We start from the raw sequence: 20782 nt of genomic DNA on the forward strand, positions 1-20782 counted from the left end.
ACCCCGACGCTTTCCCCTCGTTTGTCAGCCGCCACTTTGCATTCCCTTCGCCCCATGCTATACTGCGAACGCTTTTTATCAGCTAGGAGTTTACGGCATGGAAGCTGCCTTACAGATCGTCTCGATTATTGTTTCAGTGGTGTTGGTTATTCTCGTGCTGATGCAGGCGAAGGGCTCCGGCCTCGGCGACTTGTTGGGCGGCGGCGAAAGCGGCGGCATCACCCGCACGCGCCGTGGTCTGGAAAAGACGCTCTATCAAGTCACCATCGTGTTGGGCTTCGTGTTCCTGATGGTCGCCATCCTTTCATTTGCGCTCAACAACTAACCGCACGAATCCAATTTGTCTTGACAGGTGTTTCGCCCAGCCGGGAAACACCTTTTTTGCGTTGAGGTGAAGTGTCATGCTGCGTGGATTTCGCTGGCAATTGATCGCCCTGCTGCTGGCGGCGGCGCTGTTTGTGATCGGTCTGGTGGTGCGGAGCAGCGATGCGCCCGCCCCCGCCCCGACGGCAACGGCGACCATCGGCGGTGAAGAAGCAGGCATCGCGGCGCTGCCCAGTCCCACCCCAAACCCAACGTCACCGCCGCTGCAAGTGACGCTGACGACGGACGGCGGCACCTACCGTGAAGCGTTGATCGGCACCGTGCAGCGGTTGAACCCGCTGTTCGCCAATCTCAACCCGGTCGACCGGGACATTACCGCGCTCATCTTTGAGGGCTTGACCAAAACCGATGCCTTCGGCGAACCAATTCCGGCGCTGGCCCAAAGTTGGGTGATCTCGGCCGATGGTCTCGAATACATCTTTACGCTGCGGCAGGATGTCCTGTGGCAGGACGGCATCCCTTTCACCGCGGCGGATGTCGCCTACACCATGTCTGTACTGCGGTCGCCGACCTTCCCCGGCAATTCGGAACTCGGGGCGTTCTGGCGCACGGTCGAAACCGATCAGCTCGGCGATTACCTGATCCGTTTCCGGCTCACGCAGCCGCTCGGCACGTTTCTGGATCGGCTGACCATTGGCATCCTGCCGGAACATGCGCTGCGCGGAACCACCGCCGACGCGCTGGCGACCCATCCGTTCAACCTGGCGCCGATTGGCACGGGCGCCTACCAACTGGATAGCATTCACGCGGACAGTCAGCGCATCACCGGCGTCGAGCTGCGTCTGGCGCCCGTCTACCGCCAGCGACCGGAAGGTCAAACGGGCGTATATGCCCTCGACCGAGTGAGTTTTACGCTCTACGACTCCTTCCAGACCGCCTACGACGCGCTGGCGGGCGGCGCAGTCGAAGGGTTGGCCGCGCGTGACTGGAACGAGCGCGCGCCGCTGTTCCAACTCACCCTGAACCAAACGACTCTCATCGCCAACAACAGCATCGAACCAACGCTCGGCGCGATCATCTTCAACTGGGTTGCCGACGATTCGCGCTTCTTCCGCGAACAGCGGGTGCGCGTGGCTCTCGACACCGGGCTGGATCGCTCGTCGGTGCTGGATCGCAGTATGTCGAATGCCGCCATTCGCGCCGACAGTCCTATGATCCTCGGCTCATGGGCGTATTCACCCGAGGTCGCACCGCCCGCCTACGATCCGACGACCGCGCGCGCCCTGCTCCAGCAGGCCTTTGAACGCTTGGAGCGCTTGAACGGCAGCGCTGAGAGCACAGCCGAAGCGACGGCCGCCCCGGAAGGCACAGTCGAATCGGCGGCGCTGTTCACCTTCAGCATCCTCACACCGGATGATCCCGCGCTGGTGCGGTTGACTAATGAAATCGCGACGCAGTGGTCGCAGTTGGGGCTGAACATCAGCATCGACGCAGTCGATCAGGCGACGTACGACGAGCGCCTGCGCGCGCACGACTTCGACGCGGCGCTGGTCGAGTACGCGCTCGGTGACAGCGCGGATCCGGATGTGTATGCGTTCTGGCACCAAGGGCAGTACCCGGACGGCTTGAACTATGGGGGCGCGGATGATCGCCGTATCAGCGAACTGCTGGAGCGCGGACGGCGTGAACCCTACGGCATCAACCGCTTACAGGATTACCGCGCGTTCCAGAACATCTTCGTCGAACGCGCCATCGCCATCCCGCTGTATTACCCGGTCTACACCTTCGTCACGCGCTCCAACGTGACTGGAGTGCAGTTGGGTTACCTTGGCACACCCGCCGACCGCTTCCGCAATATTGCCGACTGGAACGTTCAGTAAGAAGAACACTTAACCACAGAGAACACAGAGGAGGAATGATCAAATTCTCTGTGCTCTCTGTGTTCTCTGTGGTTCATTTATTTATCTTTTCAGCTAGAGCGCGTTTTCCTTCTCTAAAATTTCGCGCAGCAGGTCTTTACGGGCGCTGCCGCCGAGCATTTCCAGCTTGCGCACCCCAAGCGGATCGATCACCTCGCGCAGCAGGCGCACTTCTTCCTCGGTTGGGAGCGGCGTCTCGTGAACATCATCAGCGACTTCCAGCTCAAAGCCTGTCTTCTTCTTGACCTGCTCGATTGTCACGCCGGGATGCGTCGCAATTAAGCGCATCCGCCCGTGTGCCCAGTCGAACTGCCCCAGGTCGCTGAGCAGATACTTCGGGCCGCTGCCGCGTTTACGCTGCGGGCTGTAGCCCAGGCCGCTCACAAAGTCGACCTTTTCGACAAAAGTCACTTTGGAATGCCGCGGCACGTACAGATAGGTGTGATCGGAGTACGGCGTCACATCAGGGATGCCGCCCGTCCCCGGCAAGCGCATGCGCGGGTGTTCGTAGTCCTGCCCGAAGGCGATATTATTGGTATTACCGAGCGCGTCGATCTGCGCGGGACGGAAGAACTCTTTCGGGTTGTACTTTGGCAGCAAGTCGACCGCCGCGGCGACAAAGCCCACGTTGATCAAGCCTTTGCCGAGCCAGATATCCTCAATCCGCCCCACGCCGAGCGGAGCCCACTCGTGCGCGATGCTCTGCCCAATCGCGGAGGCGAACACCACATGGGGCGCGTGTGTCATCTGTGAAAGGATGAAACCCGCCATCACCAGCGGTGTGTTGATCCCCTGCGCCAGCACCTCGCCATCCACCACCTGCCGCGAGATGCATACGCACAGCAGTTCATCAATCGTACAATCGACCACTTAATCGTCTCCGGGTTCGTCGGACATGCGCACCATGAGCGGCGCGAACTTGCCAAGAATGTCAATCAATTCGCTCTGCGCGGCGATCACCTGTTCAATCGGCTTGTAGGCTTGCGGCGCTTCGTCCATGCCGCCGCCCAACAGGGTAACACCGCGGTCTTTCAGGTAACGGTCGCGTTCCGTCTTGGTGATCGCCTGGATCGCCTGTTTGCGCCCCATCGCCCGCCCCGCGCCATGTGACGCCGAGTTCAACGCGTTGGTGTTCCCCTTGCCGCGCACCAGATAGCCCGGATCGCCCATCGAACCGGGGATGATGCCGAGCACGCCCGCGCCCGCCGGGGTCGCCCCCTTGCGATGCACGAACACCTTGCGCTCGTTCCCCTGAAACCCCGCCGGGGCGGGGATCGTTTCAATCCATGCGAAGTTATGGTGGTTTTCGACCGAGAAGATCGGCTTGAGGCCAATGGCCTTCGCCACCCGTTGGTGAATCACCTCGTGATTCGCCGCCGCGTAGCGCCCCGCCAGCTCCATCGAGAGCCAGTATTCCTGCCCCGGCTGCCAGTCGAGCGGCAGCCACGCCAGATGTCGCACGGCGGAGTCGAGCTTGGGGTGCAGTTCCATCGCCAGCTTTGAGTAATGGTTGGCAATTTTGAAGCCCACGGCACGTGACCCGCTGTGCGAGAGCAGCGCAAGGTAGCTGCCCGCCTTCAACCCGGTCTCAGCGTCATCTTGCGGCACCGTGAACGCGCCCCATTCGACAAAGTGATTGCCGCTGCCGCTCGTGCCAAGCTGATCGTACGCGCCATCTTTCAGCGACTTGAGATACTTGGTCGCCTCCCACGCGGGATCATCAAGAACGTCATGCTCGTTGCGGTCGTTCCCGGTGAATTTCGCGCCGACGCCGAAGCGCGTCTGCTCCATGAGCGCCTTCTTGAACTGCCCCGGCTTCTGCCCCACCGTGATCGGTGAGATCGGGTAGAGGCTCAGGCGCATCCGGCAGGCGATATCCACGCCAACCGCGTACGGGATCACCGCGTTTTCGGTCGCCAGCACACCACCGATCGGCAGGCCATAGCCGACATGCGCGTCCGGCATAAGCGCCCCGGCCACGCTGATCGGCAAGCGCATCGCCGCGTCCATCTGGGCGATGGCGCTGGCATCGATATTCTCTGCGCCCCAAACCTGATACGGGAGCGGCTGCGCGCGCAGATCGTCTTGGTGCTCCATAGTGGGTTTCCGTGTTACAATTTTTCAGGTGCGGGTTAGTGTACACCTATTCCAGTCAATTTAGGAGATGCGTATGTCTCTCGTGACCACCCTGCGACAAGCGGATATCTTCTACGAACTGACCCCCACGCAGTTGGAGCTCGTCGCATCGATTTGTACCGAGGTCACGTACAACCAAGGCGACATCATCTTCGAAGAACAGACCAACGGCAGCGAAATGTATGTCATTGCCAGCGGCGAAGTCGAGATTCAGATCAACCCGGCACTCATCGACAAGGTCGGTGTGAGCGAACCGCAAACGATCAGCGTGCTGCGGCGCGGGCAGTCGTTCGGGGAGATCGCGCTGGTGGACGAAGGACTGCGCTCGGCGCGCGCGCGCGTAGGTCAGCCGGACACGCACCTGATCATCATCCCGCGTGAACAACTGATGTATCTGTGCAGCACCTACCCGCAAATGGGTTTTCGCCTCATGCGCAACCTCGCCGCCGATCTCGCGATGAAGATCCGCAACACCGATCTCAAAGTGCGTGAGTATCTTCTGTGGCGGCAGCGCCAGTAACCAAAGAAACCGACCAACAACCTATGCTCTATCCCATCATCCTCGTCATCGTGTGCCTGCTCATCGGGTTGTCGAAAGGCGGCCTCGGCGCGGCGCTGGCTGTGCTGGCCGTCCCACTGCTTAGTCAGGTGATGCCCGTCAGTGCTGCCCAAGGCGTAGCCCTCCCCCTACTCATTGTCGCCGATTGGTTCGCGCTGTGGGCGTACCGCGGCACGTGGAACATGCACTACATCTGGCGCACGATTCCATTTGCGACCATCGGCATCGTGGTCGGCACAGCCTTGCTCACCGGCCTGCCCAATCAAACGCTCAAACATATTGTGGCGCTGTTCACGCTGTTCTTCGTACTCTACCGCCTCTTCGGTGACCGCCTGATGACCGCCGAATATCAGCCGCGCACGTGGCACGCCTACTTTGCAGGCGCTGTCTCTGGCCTCGGTTCGGCGTTGGCCAACGTCGGCGGGCCGCCGTTCACGGCCTACATGCTGCTGCAGAAACTGGAACCGCTGCCGTTCGTCGGCACGATTACCCTGTTTTTCGCCATCGTTAACGCGCTCAAGCTCCCCGGCTTGATGATCGCCGGAATCTTCGACTTCAGCCGCCTGCTCAGCATGATCTGGGTGCTGCCCGTGCTGCCCATCGGCGTCTGGATCGGCCGCTACGTGATCAAGCGCATCAATCAGCGGGTGTTCGAGCGCTTCATGCTCGTCATGCTGGTGCTCACCGCGCTGATTCTATTGTTCGGCTGACAGGCCACGAGCGCGGCTGTTGCCCACGGTAACTCCATAAGACATGCATTAGTGTTTATACTTTTGCCGATGTACCGCTTCAACTCCTCACTATAATGACGAATTGTATTGCGCAATTCGTATTGTAAGGAGGCAAAGATGCGGAAATTTGGATTCGTGTTACTGCTGCTGACCCTGCTGACCGCGTTCGCGGTGACGGCTCAGGAAATCACCACCGAACCGACCGCCGAAGTCACCGTTGACCTTAACACCCCCACGCCACAGGCGGGCGCGACCACGGCCCCCGGTGCCGATCAGACCACGCCGCAGGCGACCATGGAAATGGAAATGAGCACCGAAGCGACGGCGGAAGCGCTCACCGACGAGCGCGTGCATGTCCGCTTCGCGCACTTCGCGCCGACAGCGCCCGCCGTCCAGATCAGCCTGAACGGCGAGGTGCCGGAAGAAACCGCGACCCTCGAATATCCGTCCATGTCGGATTGGATGAGCTATGACGCGGGAACGCTCAGTCTGGAAGTCATGACCACGGGTGATGGCAGCACGACGGTGCTCGGTCCGACCGACCTCAGCTTGAGCGTCGGCACGTGGCAAACGATTGCTGTCATTGACAGCGGTACTGATGGCACTCTGAATGCGATCATCGTGCAGGAAGCCTACGACGATCCGCTGCCGGGGACGGGCGGCTTGACCTTCCTCAATGCGTTGGCGGGCAGCCGCGCTGTTGACCTGAATCGTGATGATGTGGTGTACTTCGCCGCGCTCGACTTCCCCAACTCCGAGGGCGGCATCTTCTTCTCGACGCTGATGGCCGATTCCGGCACGTATGACTTCCGCGTGAGCGCTAACGACGACCCGGCAACCACGCTGGCCGAAGCATCGCAGCAGGAACTGGAAGAAAACGCCTACACCTTCATGGCGTTGATCGGCACGCCTGACGCGCCCGAGCTGTTCGTCGACGTGACCGACCGTTCGGAAGTCGCCATCGAACTGGGACTGCTGCCCGAACCCGGCACGCTGCTGGATGCGCTCAGCGCAGACGATAACCTCACCGGGTTGGAAAGCGTGCTGGCGTCCAGTGAGCTGCTCGACACGTTGAACGCGGAGGGGACGGAATACACCATCTTCGCCCCGGCTAACTTCGCGCTCGACGAGGTTGATATGAGCGGCATGACGCCCGAACAAATCGATCAGGTGCTGCAGAGCCATGTGGTCGAGGGCAAGCTGACGTCGCGTGATCTGCTCAATGGCGAGCCGATCACGACGCTGGCGGGGACGCCGCTGGAAGTGACGGTCGAGGGCAACAACATCTACGTCAATGGGGTGCAGGTGATCGCCGTCAACATCCCAGCGACCAACGGAGTGATTCACATGCTCAACGCCGTGCTGCCGCAGGGCGAAATGCGAAGCTAAGAGGAATTTCACCCTGGGGAAGGGCAAGCCCTTCCCTCTCCACTGAGGTTGGAACAGGGACAAAGTGGGCGGGACAAGTCCCGCCCCTACAATTGTTCCACGGGACACGGGCGAGGTTATTCCTTCACCAAGCGCACGAACTTGCGCTTGCCGACTTGCAGCACGGCAGGCAGCATGTCCGGTGAGACGACCGCCGCGATATCGGTCACAGGCTGATCGTTGAGGCGAATGCCATTCTGCCCCATCAGGCGCTTAGCTTCCGCGCCGCTGGCGACCATGTCCAGCCGCCGCAGAATATCGATCACCTTCTCGGTCGCAGTCAGCACCGACTCGGGAATGTCTTCCGGAACCCCGCTGCCCATCCCACGATGTGCTTCATCCCACCACTTTTGCGCGCCCTGCGCCGCCGTCGGGCTGTGGAAAATCGAGACGATTTCGCCAGCGAGACTCATCTTGGCGTTGTTCGGATGAATCGAGCCGTTCGCTAGGCCTTGCTCCAATTCACGCAGGCGATCTGGCGCCCACCCGAGCACGAGCTTGTGATAGATCAGCATGGCCTTGTCGGGAATGCTCATCACCTTACCGAACATATCTTCGGGCGTGCTCAGCAGCGGGATGTGGTTGCCGAGGCTCTTACTCATCTTGATCTCGCCGTCCGTCCCCGGCAGGCTTTCGCCCATGATGATGGCGATCTGCGGCTTCTGCCCCATGCCCTCTTGCAGTTTGCGCCCCGCGACGAGGATGTTGAACAATTGATCCTGCCCGCCGATCTGCACATCAGCTTCCTGCGCGACCGCGTCATACCCTTGCATCAGCCCGTAGAACATCTCATGCAGGTAGATCGGCTGGCCAGCATCGAGGCGCTTGGCGAAGTTTTCGCGCACCAGGAACTGCTGCACCGTGAAGTTGCTCGCCAAACGGATGATATCGGCGAAATCCAGCGTGGACAGCCATTCGTCGTTGCGGCGAATGCGCGTCAGACTCGGGTCGAGAATCTTGAAGGCTTGTTCGGCATACGTACGCGCGTTGATCTCCACCTGTTCACGCGTCAGTTGATCGCGCACCTTGTCCTTGTCGGACGGGTCGCCGATCAAGCTGGTGAACGTACCGATCAGGAAGGTCACATCGTGGCCGAATTCCTGAAACTGGCGCAGCTTACGCATGGTGATGGTATGGCCGAGGTGCAAATCCGCCGTGCGCGGGTCGTAGCCGCAGTATACGCGCAGGGGGCGGCCTTCTTTTTCCGCGTCGACTAAGCGTTGGCGCAGTTCGCGGCGCATGGTTTCTTTGGTTTGCGGGTCGCCATATTCCGCGCCTGACATCAGAATGTCAACCTGCTCGTCAAGCGTTTTAGTGGGTGTCGAAGTCATCGTAAGTTCCTAGACAGAATGGATGAACGTGACACTAGTATATAGCACTGGCGTAACAAAAATAAACGCCGGGTCAGGGTTGACCCGGCGTTCCGTCTGCTGTGGACGGTCTACCTGATGGGCATGTACAGGTCGAGCACCATCTCCGCCGGAGCGACCTCCGCGCCGACGCGGATATGTTCTTCCAGCCACTGATGCGCCGCATTCTGGAAGCCGCTGGCCTCGCGCCACTTGACAAATTCCTGCCATGTCGGCGCGATGTTGTCCACGCCAGTCACGCGCGTCACCGCGTATTTACCGCCGCCGAACTGCTTGATCTGCGCCACATTATCCGCTTGCACGTCCGCGCCCACCGTGATCCAGACTTCGTAGCCGTACTGCGGGCTGCCCACCGACGGGCTGGGGTTGTTGAACCCGAACAGGCGGTGCGGCTGATCAAACAGGTGATGCTCACCCGCCCACGCGAACATCTGATTCCACGCCAGCATTTCCGGTTCCGTCCCATAGCCGAGCACACTGGCCACACGCAAAGGTTGCAGTTCGACGATTCGTACGTCCATGAGCTGTTCTCGCTTTCTTGTCGAGCGTTCCGTCATTCGATCGCTCTATGACACATAGTACGGCGCAAAGATGACATCCTCTGTCAGCTTTTCACGGTAGTCTAGGAGCAGGATCGACGGAGGGGTAAACATGCGCGCTGATCGCCTGATTAACCTGATTCTGCTGCTGCAAACTCGGGGCACAGCTACCGCACAGGAATTAGCCGACGAACTCGGCGTGTCGAAACGCACGATCTACCGCGACATGGATACGCTGGGGGAACTCGGGGTGCCGATCTATGCCGATCATGGCGTCACTGGCGGCTATCACCTGCTCGAAGACTATGGCGGTGAGCTCAACGGGCTGACGCGCGACGAGCGCGGTTCGCTGCTTATGCTCAGCGTGCCGGACGGGCTCGCCGAACTGGAAGTCGGGCAAAAGCTCAAGACTGCTTTGCTCAAGCTGTACGCCTCTGTGACGCAGGGGCGACCGCCGCGCATTCTGCTCGATTGGACGTGGTGGGGGCAGCGCGAGGCGACTACGCCGCATCTGCGCGCGCTCTACGACGCCGTGCAAACAGACCGACAGGTGCACATCCGCTACCGCCTGTGGGGGCATGTGCCGATTGAGCGCATGGTCGATCCCTATGGGCTGATTTTCAAGGCAGGGGTTTGGTATGTGATCGCAAGCAGCGGTGCAAGTCTCCACCATTACCGCCTCGGCGATCTGGACGATGTTCAGGTGAGTGTCAGTCGGTTCAACCGCCCCGGCGATTTCGATCTGGATGCGCACTGGCAAGCGATCTGCGCCGAGGCCGAACTGCCACCACCCGCTTTCGAGGTAGCACTGCGCGCGTCACCCGCGCTGCTGCGTACCTGGACGCAGCCCTATACCCTGATTCAGAACGAGGGTGAATCAACTATCATCAGCTTGGCGCTGGAGAGCTTCGAAGCAGCGCTGAGGTTAATTCTGCCATTGGGCGGCGCAGTCGAGGTGCTGGCACCAGAAGCCCTGCGGCTCACGGTGCAGGACTACGCCGCCCAGATTTTACGCCGATACGGTCACGCCGCGCCGACGATCATGCGACCTTCATGACCTTGTCGATCTTGAAGCGGATGATCATCATGTCGAGCGTGGTCCGCCAGAGTTCGATGTCCTTGTCGGCCTGCGGGTTTTCCTCATAGCGGTAAGTCATCTGCTTGAGCCAGCGGTAATCGGGGTCTTCCTCGTTAGAGCAGCGCCCTTTGAAGCTATAGCCGACGCCTTCGACCGAGTCGCCGCCCATCGTGAGCGACGCTTTCGGGTTAGCCGCAATATAGTCGATCTTCTTGGTCTTGCGGTCGCTGATGATGATGATATCGTCGCCATCCACATCAAACCAGAGCGGCACACTGTGCGGATAGCCATTCGGGTCGATCACGGTGAGGCGGGCAATCAAAGGTTTCTTCAGAAATTCGCGTACGTCGTTTGTCAGCATGAGTTATGTCCTTTTTTCAACTGCAAATTATAGCGTTTCGCCCGGGAGAAAGTAAAAGCGCGGAACCTGGTGGGATTCCGCGCTTTTACTTAAGGAGGAGGAGAGATGTACGTTAAGCGACAGGTGCTGCCGTCTCTACAGAGAAACGGATAAGCGTCAAATTGGGATTAGACAGCCATTCGGCGACATCGAGCTTGACCTGACGGTCGCCTTCATAACGATTGGCGATCCGCTTGAGCGTCTGGTAATCGGGCTTGCGCTCGATCATGAGTTCGCCCGTGAACACATACCCTTCGGCTTCGCAGTTCGTCGCGCCGATGATGACCGTGCCCCGACTGCGCGCAAACTCGACGGATTGGTTGTTGCGGTGGCTGATCAGCAGTAGGTCGCCACCCTCCACATCGAACCACAGCGGGATCGAATGGGGGAAACCGTCATGGTCAATGACGGACAGCGTGGCGGTCAACGGCTTAAGCAGGAACTGCCGAACGGGTTCGGTCAGGACAATGCTTGGAGTGTCAATCACAGAAGTCTCCTCAGGAGTACTTGCCGTCCAGCGCCGGAACGCCGGGTTACTTATGTGTTTACAAAACTCATTGTACTCCCGACCGCCGCCGCAAAAAACCGACATACGTCACCTTGATCGGGGGCAATTGCTCCCAATTTCACAAGGTGGTCTTCACGAACGCATCCCCTACAAAAAACATCGGTCGCAGACTATAATTTCAGTGAAATGTACGCCCCTTCACAAGGACTTATGATGAAACCGATGACCAGCGCCGAGGCGCGCAAGGCATTCTTAGACTTTTTTGCAGAAATGAAACATCAGGAAGTGGCGTCCTCGTCGCTGGTGCCATCCAATGACCCGACACTGCTGTTCACCAACGCGGGCATGGTGCAGTTCAAGGATGTGTTCCTCGGGCTGGATTCGCGCCCGTATTCCCGCGCGACCACCTCGCAGAAGTGTATGCGCGTTTCGGGCAAGCACAGTGACTTAGAGAACGTCGGCCCGTCGCTGCGCCATCACACCTTCTTTGAAATGCTCGGCAACTTCAGCTTTGGCGACTACTTCAAGCGCGACGCGATCAAGTATGCTTACCTGCTGCTGACCGAAGTCTACGGTCTGCCCAAAGAACGCCTCGCCTTCACCGTCTACCAGAACGACGACGAAGCTTATGACATCTGGGTCAAGGACATGGGCGTTGACCCCAAGCGCGTGGCGCGTCTCGGCCCGAAGACGAACTTCTGGCAGATGGCGGAAACTGGTCCGTGCGGCCCCACCAGCGAACTCCACTGGGACAAGTACCCGGATCGCGGCATCGACGACATCATCCCGTCGCTGACCAAGGAAGATGATCGCTTCCTCGAACTGTGGAACCTCGTGTTCATGCAGTTCAACCGCACGCAGGACGACCCGGATCACACGGGCGCGTTCGATGTGCCGCTGCCCAAACCCGGCGTCGATACGGGGATGGGTCTGGAACGCGTGCTGAGCGTTGTCAACGGCGTGCTCTCCAACTATGAAACCGACCTCTTCCTGCCAATTTTCGCAGCCACGCAAAAGCTCACGGGCGACAGCGACGAGCAGCGCGACGCGAACATCGTGCCCTACCGCGTCATCGCGGATCACCTACGCGCGGCGGTCTTCCTGATCGCTGATGGCGTGCTCCCTGGCGCGAAAGGCCGCGACTCGGTCTGCCGTCTGGTCATCCGGCGCGCGTCGCGCTTCGGCTCCAAGCTCGGCTTTGACAAGCCGTTCCTCGGCGGGCTGGTCGACGCGGTGGTCGGTATCATGGGTGCGCAGTACCCTGAACTGGTCGAACGCCGTGACGCGATCATCAAGGTCATCACGCAGGAAGAAGAACGCTTCCGCCGCACGCTCGACCGCGGCTTGACCGAACTCGAAGAAGAACTCGACCGCCTGCAAAGCGCTGGTCAGACCGTGCTGAGCGGCGACAAAGCCTTCTACCTCAAGGCGACGCTCGGCCTGCCGATTCAGGTGACCAAAGACATCGTCGAAGAGCGTGGTTTCACGGTCGACGAAGCGGGCTTCAAAGCCGCGGAAGAAGCGCATTCGCTCGCGAGCGGCGGCGGTCAGGCGATGGGCACCATTGCCAGCGCGGACGCCTACAACGACACGCTCAACGCGCTCAAGTCGTCGGGCGCGCTGGCGTTCAGCGGCGTGATCTACACGCCCTACACCGCCTCCCCGGTCGATGAGCCCGTCGTCGCGCTATTTGTGGACGGGCGCCCCGTGCAGGATGCGCTCGTCGGCGACAAAGTCGAAATCGTGCTGCCCAAGACGCCGTTCTACGTTGAGGCGGGCGGTCAGGTGAGCGACATGGGCGTGATTAGCGGCAAGGGCTGGCGTGTCGAAGTCGAAGACATGCGCCGCCCGGTCGGCGGTATGATCGTGCACGTCGGCGAAGTCGTCGAAGGCACGCCGAAAGTCGGCGACGCCGCCCACGCGCAAATCGATTTCGAACGCCGCGGCGATATCACCCGCAATCACACCGCGACCCACCTGCTCCACGCAGCGCTGCGCCGGCATCTCGGCACGCACGTCCAGCAGCGCGGTTCGCTGGTCGCGCCCGACCGTCTGCGCTTCGACTTCGCGCACGACAGCAAAGTCACACTCGACCAGATCCGCGAGATCGAGACGGAAGTCAACGACTACATTCTCAAGAATTACCCGGTGCTGACCGTCGAAAAATCCCTGGCCGACGCCCGCGCAGAAGGCGCGATGGCGCTGTTCGGCGAGAAGTACGGCGAACGCGTGCGCACGGTCACCGTCAAGAAAGAAGATGACCGCTACAGCTATGAACTGTGCGGCGGTTGCCACGTGAGCGAGACCGGGCAGATCGGCGCTTTCATCATCACCGCCGAAGGCAGCGTGAGCGCAGGCATTCGCCGCGTCGAAGCGCTGACCGGGCACGGCGCGGTCGAATACATCCAGCGCAGCATGAATACACTCGGTCAGTTGGCCGCGCAGTTGAGCACGTCGCCCGACCAGGTCGGCGACCGGATCGCCGCGCTGCAAAGCGAACTCACGACGGCCAAGAAGCAGGCGGCGGCGCTCCAGCGCGAACTCGCCAAGAAGAGCTTCGACGTGCTGGTGAGCAGCAATCTCGAACAGATCAACGGCGCGCAGGCGCTCATCGCCCGCCTAGACGACGTTCCGCCGGATATGCTGCGCGAAGTGTCGGACTGGTTCCGCAACGCGGTCAAGAGCGGCGTGATGGTCATCGGCAGCGTGATCGATGGCAAGCCGCAATTGGTCGTCGCTGTGACGGATGATCTCTCCAAGAAAGGCTATCACGCGGGCAATCTCATCAAGGGGATTGCAGCGGTGGTCGGTGGTGGCGGCGGCGGGCGTCCGACAATGGCGCAGGCCGGCGGCAAAGACGCGGGCAAGCTGAATGAAGCCCTCGACACGGCCCGTCAGTTAATCGCTGCGGCGGGCGGATGAAGGCCGAATTTCTCCAGCTCGAAACGGGTGAGGATGTCGCGAGTATCCGCGACCGCCTCACCTTTTTGCGCGGGCAGCGGGTGCTGTTGATCTGGCCAGAAAACGGCACCGCGCTCACCCGTAAGCTCGATCTCGTGCTGGTGCAGCGGGAAGCGATGCGTTTAGCGATTCGTCTCGCGCTCATCACCCACGATGCCGTCGTGATTCGGCACGCGGCGGAACTCAACATCAGCACGTTTGAAACGGTCGGCCAGAGCGAGCGCGGCAAGTGGAAGCGCGGACGCTCGAAGGTCTTCACGACGCGCTTTCAGCGCCCCAAAGACGAACCCGAAGCCGAAGAGCTTAAGCAGTACGCCAGCCGCGTGCTGGTCGACGATGAGCCGCGCAGCGTGAAGATTCGCCGCGCCATCGGTCGGCTGGTCGCGCTGCTCCTGCTGCTGGGCGTGCTGGTCGCCGTAGGCATCGTCGTGCTGCCGAGCGCCACGATCACGGTGACACCCGCGCAGGAACGCCTGCAAATCGATGCGACCATCACCGCTGACCCCGAACGCGCGGGCGGCTTCCCCGACGTCGAAAACGGCATCATCCCGGCGATTAGCCTGATCGCGCAGATCGAGGAGCGCGCCACTATCGAGACGACCGGCGCGCAGGACTTGCTCGATACGACGGCGACGGGCAGCGTGATCTTCATCAACCGCACCAACCAGAACATCACCATCCCGGCGGGGCAAGTCGTCGCCACCAGCGCCGGCACGACCATTCGCTTCCGCACCACTGCCGAGACGACCGTCCCGGCGGGGATCGGCCTGCAGATCGAAGTCCCGGTCGAGGCGGAAGCGACGGGCAGCAGCGGCAACGTCGACGCCAACCAGATCAACACGGTGGTCGAGAACGACGACCTTGCGCCGCGCGTGGAAGTTCGCAACCTCGCGCCGATCACGGGTGGCGAGGATCGCGCCGTGCGCGCGGTCAGCGCCGACGACCGCGACCGTCTGATCGCCATTTTGCGCCAGCAATTGCAAGACCGAGCCTATACCGAAATGCTCACCCGCATTGATGAATCGCAGTTCCTGATTCCCGAAACCGTCCGCATCAGCGAAGAACGCACGGACTGGATGACCTTTGATCACGAAGTCGGCGACGTGGCTGATTCGCTCTCGCTCACGATGCGCGTCATCGTCGCGGCAACGGCGGTTGACGAGCAAACGGCGCAGCAGGTCGCCTTTGCGCGGCTGGCGGGACAGATCCCGGCGGGGCGTTCGCTGCGACCGGAGACAATCCTGTATGAGCGCGGCGCGGTGACGAGCTTTGAGGCGGATGGGCGCGTGATCTTCAACCTGGCATGCAGTGCACTCGCCGCCCAGCAGATCAACTATGGTGAGTTGGGCAACCAGTTGGCCGGGCGCACACCCGAGGAGGCGCTGCAAACACTTACGACCTCGCTCGACCTCGCTGAAGGCACCGTCCCGCAAATTAGCATTAACCCCGAATGGCTGCCGCGCCTCCCGCTGCTGCCCGTGCGCATCCAGATCAAGACGCAGAGCCCCGGCGTATGACCGAACGGTCAATCGCGGGGCGACTGCTCGGGCTGGATCATGGTCTCGCGCGGATCGGCGTGGCGCTCAGTGACACGACAGGGTTGGTCGCCAAAGAACTGGCGATCATCGAGCGCAAATCTAAGCGGGAAGATTTCGAGAAGATCAACCGCTTGGCGGCGCAGCATCAAGTGATCGCCTTTGTGATCGGCCTCCCGACCGATCTCGACGCGCCCGAGGACAAATTCACGCAAGCGGATAAAGTCCGCAATTGGGTGCAGGCGTTTGCCGTGACAACCACCCTGCCGATCATCCTGTGGGACGAGCACATGACCACCGTCGACGCCAGCGAAATTGCCCGGCGGCAGGGGCGCAAGCTGCGCGACCACGTCGACGATCTCGCCGCCCGCGTCATGCTGCAAAGCTATCTCGATGCCGTCAGGGATGGATTGGCCGCGCCGCCAGATCGACCTCACCCCCCACCTGAGGGGGGGCAAAAGGCAAGGTGACCTGGTCCCTCTCCCCACGGAGAGGGACGGCTTGCGCAGCAAGCAGGGTGAGGTTAGCCCTTGATCACCCGCTCGTAGAATTCGACTGTATCCCGCGCGATCTCTGACCAATCGAAATCCAGCGCCAGCGCCGCCGCCCCCTGTTTGAGCCGCACCCGCAGCTGCGGCGACTCGTACAGGCGGTGCAGCGCGTGCGTCAGCGCATGCGGATCATCCGGCGTAACGAGCAGCAGGTTCTCCTGATTTTGGAACGTCGGAATATGCACGCGGGGGATCGTCGTCACGGTTGGGCAGCCATAGCGTATCGCCGCCATCAGACTGCCTCGGCGATACGATGCCCCATCCGCGAACGGAAGTACGACTGCGTCCGCCGCCGTCAGATACGCGCCGATAACCGTGTCGTCTTCGATGTAGCCGAGGCGGTGAATGTAGGGCGCGAGCTCCAGCCGTTCGATCAGCCCGTCGATCTCTTCCATATAGGCGACGTTCGTCGGGTCGCTCGACCCGGCATTACCGATCATGATCAAACGCGCGGGCACATGCTCGGCGCGCAATTTGGCGACGCTCTTGAGCAGGGGTTCCAGCCCTTTGCTGCGGTTGATCAACCCGAAGTACGCCAGCAGAAAGTCGCCATCCCCGGCTCCAGCCTGCCGCCGCCACTCCACCGCGTCGAAATCGTCGGCCAGCGGCTTGAGGATATTGCTGCCAATCGGGATGAGCGCTGTGCAGGGCAAATGCCCGATCTTGAGCGCGTCCTCGTGATTGGTGGCGATCACCCCATTCGAGGCCTTCGCCAGATGCGCGACGATCCAGTCCCGCAGCCGCCCAGCCTTCGGGAACAGATACGGAAAGCGCAGGTCGTGGAAGGTTGTCACCACGGGCGTACGTCCGATGACGTCGGGCAAAAAATGCACAATCGGCGACATATCGAACGCGGCAGTCTGGTACTGCAGGTTGACGACATCGACGCCACGCGCCCACGCTCGAATTGCGCCAAGACTGCGCACATCCCATGTACCAATTAGCGGGTCTAGGTGAATCGCTGGCTCATCTTCAGTCGAACCAACGCGGGACAGCACATGAACCTCATGTCCCAAGGCAGCGACGCTGCGCGCGAGAATCCGCGTGTAGGCGCCGATCCCGCCTTGCATCGGCGGGTATTCCCCGGTGATCAGCCCAACGCGCATCAGGTCACCTTCAAGCCGGAACGCAGCACCTGCGCGTAGGCCTGCATGCGTCCGCGGCGCAGTTCGCGCTTGTGCCCAATGAGGAATTTGCCACTTTCTTCGATGAGTTGGATCGCATAGTTGAACAGCAGGAACAGGCGCAGCAGATGCGCCAGCAAAGCACCATGATACTTGCGAAAGTAGCGGATTTTGCTCTGCTGGAAGTAGATGTGCGACCGCGCGACCATCTGTTCCGTGCTTTTGCCGCCGTGATGCACGATGTGCGCGTCGCCCAGGTAAACAACCTTCCAGCCCGCGTCTTTGGCGCGCTTGCACCAGTCGAGCTCTTCGGAATACATCACGTAGCCCTCGTCCAGCCCGCCGATCTGCGCGTAGACTTCGCGCCGTGCTAGCAGTGCCGATCCCTGCACCCAATCGACCTCGCGGGTGGCGGTCTCCGGCGTGCCATCCACGACGTAGTAATAATCGAGCAGATGCTTCGGCGCGTGCGGCTGCAGCCACGTGCTCTCGACAAAGCCGATCAGCGGCGTGGGAAAGCGCCGCCGCGTCGACTGCGTCGTGACGCGGTCGCTGTTGTAGGTGTGCGGGCCGACGATGCCGACCTCCGGATGCGCGTCCAGATAGCGCACGAGTACGGGCAGCGCATCGCCCATGATTTCGGTATCCGGGTTGAGCAAAAAGTGATAGCGACCACCTGCCGCCGCCAAAGCGATGTTATTGCCGCGCGTATAGCCGACATTTTCGCTCTGCGCCAGCACAGTGACTTGGGGGAAACGTTCACGCAGCACGGCGACGGTATTGTCTCGACTGGCCGAATCGACGACGATGATTTCGAAAGTAAGGTCGCCCTGCCCCGCCAGAATGGTCTCAATACAGGTGACGAGCAGGTCGGCGACGTTCCAACTGACAATGAGGATGCTTAAATCGATCATGCAGAAATTTTACCAATGATTTTCAATTGAGCGGAATTTTGATTACATGTGCCATCCATCCTAAAGGATGTAGTCGAATGGACATAGGAGATCAAGACAATGAACGCGAAGAAATTCGGTGTGACGGTGGTTCTGGTTGGGGCATTGGCCGGTGGCGCGCTGGTGGCACAGGCGCAGGAGAACCCCCCTCCGACAGATCCGCAGGCGCAAGACGGACAACCGGGACCCATGGGTGGCCGCGGCGGCCGCGGCGGACAGATGGGCGGCGATCAGCGCGGCGGGCGCTTGGGGGAAGATCGCCAGATCTACTTGATGCAGGCGGTCATGGATGCCACGGGCCTGAACCTCATCGAAGTCAGCACGCAGGTGCGCGACGGCGCGACGCTGGGCGAAATCGTCACGGCCAACGGCGGCTCGATTGACGCAGTCGTCGCCGATGCGGTCGCCGGAACAACGGAAGCGATCAATCAGGCGGTCGCCAATGGTCGCCTGACGCAGGAACAGGCCGATCAAGCGCTGGCGCGGATCACCGAGGTGTTCACTAACGTTCTGACTGGCGAAGCGCGCGATCAAGCGTTGAATCGCGTGATGGATGTCGGCATCGTGCAGTTGGCGGCGGAACAGACCGGTGTGAATCCGCGTGATCTCGCGCAGCAGCTCCGTGATGGCGCGGCGCTCGCAACCATCCTCACCGATAACGGCGTCGATGTGACCGCCTTCGTGACCGAAGCGACCGAACGAGCGCAGGCGCGGATCAATTTGCAGGTGGCGGAAGATCGCATCACGGCGGAACAGGCGGCGGAGCTCATGGCGCAGTTCAGCGAGCAGTTGAACACGCTCCTGAATGCGACGACACCCGCGCTGTAAGCACCGCTCGTAGATCAAATATCCGGACGAGGCTTGGCCTCGTCCTCTTTGCGTTCAGTTCGATGGCTGCCCGGGGAGCCGGAATAAGCGCTCGGCATTGGCGGTCGTCGCGGCGGCAAACTCGTCCAGCGTCAACCCCTTGAGCGCCGCGATGCGGTCGGCGACGAGCGCGACATAGGCGGGCTCGTTGCGCTTGCCGCGATGCGGCACGGGGGTAAGGTACGGACCGTCTGTTTCGACCAGCATCCGGTCGAGCGGCGCTGCCAGCGCCACACGGCGTAACTCCTCCGCATTTTTGTAGGTCACCGGGCCAGTGAAACCGAGGTAAAAGTTGATCGCCAGCGCGCGCTCGGCGATGCTCGGCGGCGCGGAGAACGAATGCAGCACGCCGGGGCGCTCTTTGAGCGCGGGCGGCAGCGTCGCCGCCCACGCTTCGAGAATCGGCAGCACGTCGTCGCTCGCTTCGCGGTTATGGATGATCACGGGCAGTTCCAGCTTGGCGGCTAAGGCCAACTGCGCTGCAAAGGCGCGCTGCTGCATCGCTTTTGGGCTGTCATCCCAGTGATAATCCAGCCCGATTTCGCCGATGGCGACGACTTTCGGATGCGCGGCCTGTGCCGTGATGGCCTCAAGGTCGGCATCGGTGAAGTTGGCGGTGCTGTTCGGGTGGAGGCCAGCGGCGGCGAACACTCCCGCATACCGCTCAGCCAGATCAATCCCCTCCTGCCCCGTGACCAGATCGACCGAGGGGATGATGATGCGCGTTACGCCTGCGTCGGCGGCGCGCCGTAAAACTGCCTCTCGATCCGCGTCGTAGCCGTCAAAGTTGAGGTGGCAGTGCGTGTCAATCAGCATCAAAGGTTGTGCTCAGCCTTGAGTTTGTCGTAGTCGGATTTGACCATCATTTCGACCAACTGCTCGAAGCTGACATGTGGTTTCCAGCCCAGCACCTTCACCGCTTTGCTCGGGTCGCCAATCAGCAGATCGACTTCGGCGGGACGCATGAACTTCGGGTCTTGCACGGCGAAATCGCGCCAGTTCAGCCCCACACAGTTGAACGCGACTTCGACCAGGCGCTGCACAGTATGCGTCTGTCCGGTCGCGACGACGTAATCGTCCGGTGTTTCTTGCTGGAGCATCAGCCACATCGCTTCGACATAATCCCCGGCAAAACCCCAGTCGCGCTGCGCGTCGAGGTTGCCGATGCGCATTTCTTCGGATAAGCCCAGCTTAATCCGCGCGGCAGTGTACGCGACTTTGCGCGTGACAAATTCGCGACCGCGGCGCGGGCTCTCGTGGTTGAACAGAATCCCCGATGTCGCGTGCATGTTGTAGCTTTCACGATAGTTCACGGTGATCCAATGGCCGTAGACCTTCGCGACGCCGTACGGGCTGCGCGGGTAAAACGGCGTGGTTTCCCGCTGTGGCACTTCCTGCACCTTGCCGAACATTTCGCTGCTGGACGCCTGATAGAAACGCGCATCCGGCTTGGCATTGCGGATCGCGTCGAGCATTTGCGTCACGCCCAGCGCGGTGATCGCCCGTGAACACAGGCTGCGACCACGAGGTCGGCACGAAGCTTTGCGCCGCCAGATTATAGACTTCATCCGGCTGCGCTTCGCGAACCGCCGAGATCAGACTCGTCAGGTCGGACAGATCCGCCTGTATCAGGGTTACGTCATCCTGAATATGCTGGATACGCTCGAAATTGGTAGTGCTGCTCCGGCGAATCGTCCCGAATACCTGATAGCCCTTCGCCAGCAGAAATTCTGCCAGATACGAGCCGTCTTGCCCGGTGATGCCGGTGATCAATGCACGTTTCATGCGGTTGTCTCTCT

Annotated in this window: 19 protein-coding genes and 1 pseudogene; 10 read left to right on the forward strand and 10 right to left on the reverse strand. The window is 61.0% G+C overall.

Annotated elements, in window-relative coordinates; genetic code table 11:
• The first annotated feature begins 97 nt into the window (after positions 1–97).
• Together secG and IPK17_RS03300 are read left to right on the forward strand one after the other, a co-directional pair.
• A complete protein-coding gene (gene secG / locus IPK17_RS03295) occupies positions 98–325 on the forward strand; it encodes a preprotein translocase subunit SecG (protein ID WP_343416241.1) in 228 nt (75 codons plus the stop codon).
• 76 nt (positions 326–401) lie between these two features.
• Positions 402–2204, forward strand: a complete 1803-nt coding sequence (locus IPK17_RS03300) for an ABC transporter substrate-binding protein (RefSeq protein ID WP_343416242.1) — start codon at positions 402–404, stop codon at positions 2202–2204.
• A gap of 93 nt (positions 2205–2297) precedes the next feature.
• Here the strand turns inward: IPK17_RS03300 and IPK17_RS03305 are convergent, their stop codons facing one another.
• Complete coding sequence (locus IPK17_RS03305) at positions 2298–3113, reverse strand: CoA-transferase (protein WP_343416243.1); 816 nt, start codon at positions 3111–3113, stop codon at positions 2298–2300.
• Positions 3114–4340 (reverse strand): RtcB family protein, encoded by a 1227-nt coding sequence (locus IPK17_RS03310; RefSeq protein WP_343416244.1) that lies wholly within the window; start codon positions 4338–4340, stop codon positions 3114–3116.
• Positions 4341–4413: 73 nt separating this feature from the next.
• On the opposite strand from IPK17_RS03310, the gene IPK17_RS03315 reads away from it, so the two are divergent.
• The 3 genes from IPK17_RS03315 (at position 4414) to IPK17_RS03325 (ending at position 7058) form a co-directional block, all read left to right on the forward strand.
• Positions 4414–4899, forward strand: coding sequence for a cyclic nucleotide-binding domain-containing protein (locus IPK17_RS03315; protein WP_343416245.1), 486 nt, complete (start codon positions 4414–4416; stop codon positions 4897–4899).
• Complete coding sequence (locus IPK17_RS03320; RefSeq protein WP_343416246.1) at positions 4881–5648, forward strand: sulfite exporter TauE/SafE family protein; 768 nt, start codon at positions 4881–4883, stop codon at positions 5646–5648. Before IPK17_RS03315 ends, IPK17_RS03320 begins: the two co-directional genes overlap by 19 nt.
• A 138-nt stretch (positions 5649–5786) precedes the next feature.
• A complete protein-coding gene (locus IPK17_RS03325) occupies positions 5787–7058 on the forward strand; it encodes a fasciclin domain-containing protein (RefSeq protein WP_343416247.1) in 1272 nt (423 codons plus the stop codon).
• A gap of 116 nt (positions 7059–7174) precedes the next feature.
• On the opposite strand, the gene tyrS is transcribed toward IPK17_RS03325, so the two are convergent.
• Both tyrS and IPK17_RS03335 read right to left on the reverse strand, forming a co-directional pair.
• Positions 7175–8428, reverse strand: a complete 1254-nt coding sequence (gene tyrS, locus IPK17_RS03330) for a tyrosine--tRNA ligase (protein ID WP_343416248.1) — start codon at positions 8426–8428, stop codon at positions 7175–7177.
• 110 nt (positions 8429–8538) lie between these two features.
• Positions 8539–8988: an AraC family transcriptional regulator gene (locus IPK17_RS03335; protein WP_343416249.1), complete on the reverse strand. Its 450-nt coding sequence runs from the start codon at positions 8986–8988 to the stop codon at positions 8539–8541.
• 130 nt (positions 8989–9118) lie between these two features.
• On the opposite strand from IPK17_RS03335, the gene IPK17_RS03340 reads away from it, so the two are divergent.
• Complete coding sequence (locus IPK17_RS03340; RefSeq protein WP_343416250.1) at positions 9119–10063, forward strand: helix-turn-helix transcriptional regulator; 945 nt, start codon at positions 9119–9121, stop codon at positions 10061–10063.
• Here the strand turns inward: IPK17_RS03340 and IPK17_RS03345 are convergent.
• Together IPK17_RS03345 and IPK17_RS03350 are read right to left on the reverse strand one after the other, a co-directional pair.
• Positions 10047–10445, reverse strand: a complete 399-nt coding sequence (locus tag IPK17_RS03345; RefSeq protein WP_343416251.1) for a pyridoxamine 5'-phosphate oxidase family protein — start codon at positions 10443–10445, stop codon at positions 10047–10049. The genes IPK17_RS03340 and IPK17_RS03345 overlap by 17 nt on opposite strands.
• Positions 10446–10557: 112 nt before the next feature.
• Positions 10558–10971 (reverse strand): pyridoxamine 5'-phosphate oxidase family protein, encoded by a 414-nt coding sequence (locus IPK17_RS03350; RefSeq protein ID WP_343416252.1) that lies wholly within the window; start codon positions 10969–10971, stop codon positions 10558–10560.
• Positions 10972–11202: 231 nt separating this feature from the next.
• Between IPK17_RS03350 and alaS the strand changes: the two genes are divergently transcribed.
• The 3 genes from alaS to ruvX are packed head-to-tail and all read left to right on the forward strand — an operon-like array spanning position 11203 to position 15958.
• Positions 11203–13914: an alanine--tRNA ligase gene (gene alaS / locus IPK17_RS03355; protein WP_343416253.1), complete on the forward strand. Its 2712-nt coding sequence runs from the start codon at positions 11203–11205 to the stop codon at positions 13912–13914.
• On the forward strand, positions 13911–15470 hold the full coding sequence (locus IPK17_RS03360) for a baseplate J/gp47 family protein (protein WP_343416254.1): 1560 nt from the start codon (positions 13911–13913) through the stop codon (positions 15468–15470). Before alaS ends, IPK17_RS03360 begins: the two co-directional genes overlap by 4 nt.
• Positions 15467–15958 (forward strand): Holliday junction resolvase RuvX, encoded by a 492-nt coding sequence (ruvX, locus tag IPK17_RS03365; protein ID WP_343416255.1) that lies wholly within the window; start codon positions 15467–15469, stop codon positions 15956–15958. Before IPK17_RS03360 ends, ruvX begins: the two co-directional genes overlap by 4 nt.
• 53 nt (positions 15959–16011) lie before the next feature.
• On the opposite strand, the gene IPK17_RS03370 is transcribed toward ruvX, so the two are convergent.
• Positions 16012–17145 carry a glycosyltransferase family 4 protein gene (locus IPK17_RS03370; RefSeq protein ID WP_343416256.1) on the reverse strand — a complete coding sequence of 378 codons (1134 nt, stop codon included), beginning with the start codon at positions 17143–17145 and terminating at the stop codon, positions 16012–16014.
• Positions 17145–18077, reverse strand: a complete 933-nt coding sequence (locus tag IPK17_RS03375; protein ID WP_343416257.1) for a glycosyltransferase family 2 protein — start codon at positions 18075–18077, stop codon at positions 17145–17147. The genes IPK17_RS03370 and IPK17_RS03375 overlap by 1 nt, the downstream gene beginning before the upstream one ends.
• Before the next feature lie 99 nt (positions 18078–18176).
• Here IPK17_RS03375 and IPK17_RS03380 point away from each other — a divergent pair, with 99 nt between their 5' ends.
• Positions 18177–18944: a hypothetical protein gene (locus IPK17_RS03380; RefSeq protein WP_343416258.1), complete on the forward strand. Its 768-nt coding sequence runs from the start codon at positions 18177–18179 to the stop codon at positions 18942–18944.
• Between the two features lie 54 nt (positions 18945–18998).
• Here the strand turns inward: IPK17_RS03380 and IPK17_RS03385 are convergent, their stop codons facing one another.
• Together IPK17_RS03385 and gmd are read right to left on the reverse strand one after the other, a co-directional pair.
• Entirely contained in the window at positions 18999–19799 is an 801-nt protein-coding gene (locus tag IPK17_RS03385) for a TatD family hydrolase (RefSeq protein ID WP_343416259.1), read from the reverse strand.
• A pseudogene (gene gmd / locus IPK17_RS03390) lies at positions 19799–20768 on the reverse strand (GDP-mannose 4,6-dehydratase). Before gmd ends, IPK17_RS03385 begins: the two are co-directional and overlap by 1 nt.
• Between the last annotated feature and the right edge of the window lie 14 nt (positions 20769–20782).

It is taken from the genome of Candidatus Flexifilum breve (assembly GCF_016713355.1).

Coding starts and splice junctions, on each gene's coding strand:
- secG (WP_343416241.1), top strand. CDS start 98: ATGGAAGCTGCCTTACAGATCGTCTCGATTATTGTTTCAGTGGTGTTG.
- IPK17_RS03300 (WP_343416242.1), top strand. CDS start 402: ATGCTGCGTGGATTTCGCTGGCAATTGATCGCCCTGCTGCTGGCGGCG.
- IPK17_RS03310 (WP_343416244.1), bottom strand. CDS start 4,340: ATGGAGCACCAAGACGATCTGCGCGCGCAGCCGCTCCCGTATCAGGTT.
- IPK17_RS03315 (WP_343416245.1), top strand. CDS start 4,414: ATGTCTCTCGTGACCACCCTGCGACAAGCGGATATCTTCTACGAACTG.
- IPK17_RS03325 (WP_343416247.1), top strand. CDS start 5,787: ATGCGGAAATTTGGATTCGTGTTACTGCTGCTGACCCTGCTGACCGCG.
- tyrS (WP_343416248.1), bottom strand. CDS start 8,428: ATGACTTCGACACCCACTAAAACGCTTGACGAGCAGGTTGACATTCTG.
- IPK17_RS03335 (WP_343416249.1), bottom strand. CDS start 8,988: ATGGACGTACGAATCGTCGAACTGCAACCTTTGCGTGTGGCCAGTGTG.
- IPK17_RS03340 (WP_343416250.1), top strand. CDS start 9,119: ATGCGCGCTGATCGCCTGATTAACCTGATTCTGCTGCTGCAAACTCGG.
- IPK17_RS03345 (WP_343416251.1), bottom strand. CDS start 10,445: ATGCTGACAAACGACGTACGCGAATTTCTGAAGAAACCTTTGATTGCC.
- alaS (WP_343416253.1), top strand. CDS start 11,203: ATGATGAAACCGATGACCAGCGCCGAGGCGCGCAAGGCATTCTTAGAC.
- IPK17_RS03360 (WP_343416254.1), top strand. CDS start 13,911: ATGAAGGCCGAATTTCTCCAGCTCGAAACGGGTGAGGATGTCGCGAGT.
- ruvX (WP_343416255.1), top strand. CDS start 15,467: ATGACCGAACGGTCAATCGCGGGGCGACTGCTCGGGCTGGATCATGGT.
- IPK17_RS03370 (WP_343416256.1), bottom strand. CDS start 17,145: ATGCGCGTTGGGCTGATCACCGGGGAATACCCGCCGATGCAAGGCGGG.
- IPK17_RS03375 (WP_343416257.1), bottom strand. CDS start 18,077: ATGATCGATTTAAGCATCCTCATTGTCAGTTGGAACGTCGCCGACCTG.
- IPK17_RS03380 (WP_343416258.1), top strand. CDS start 18,177: ATGAACGCGAAGAAATTCGGTGTGACGGTGGTTCTGGTTGGGGCATTG.
- IPK17_RS03385 (WP_343416259.1), bottom strand. CDS start 19,799: ATGCTGATTGACACGCACTGCCACCTCAACTTTGACGGCTACGACGCG.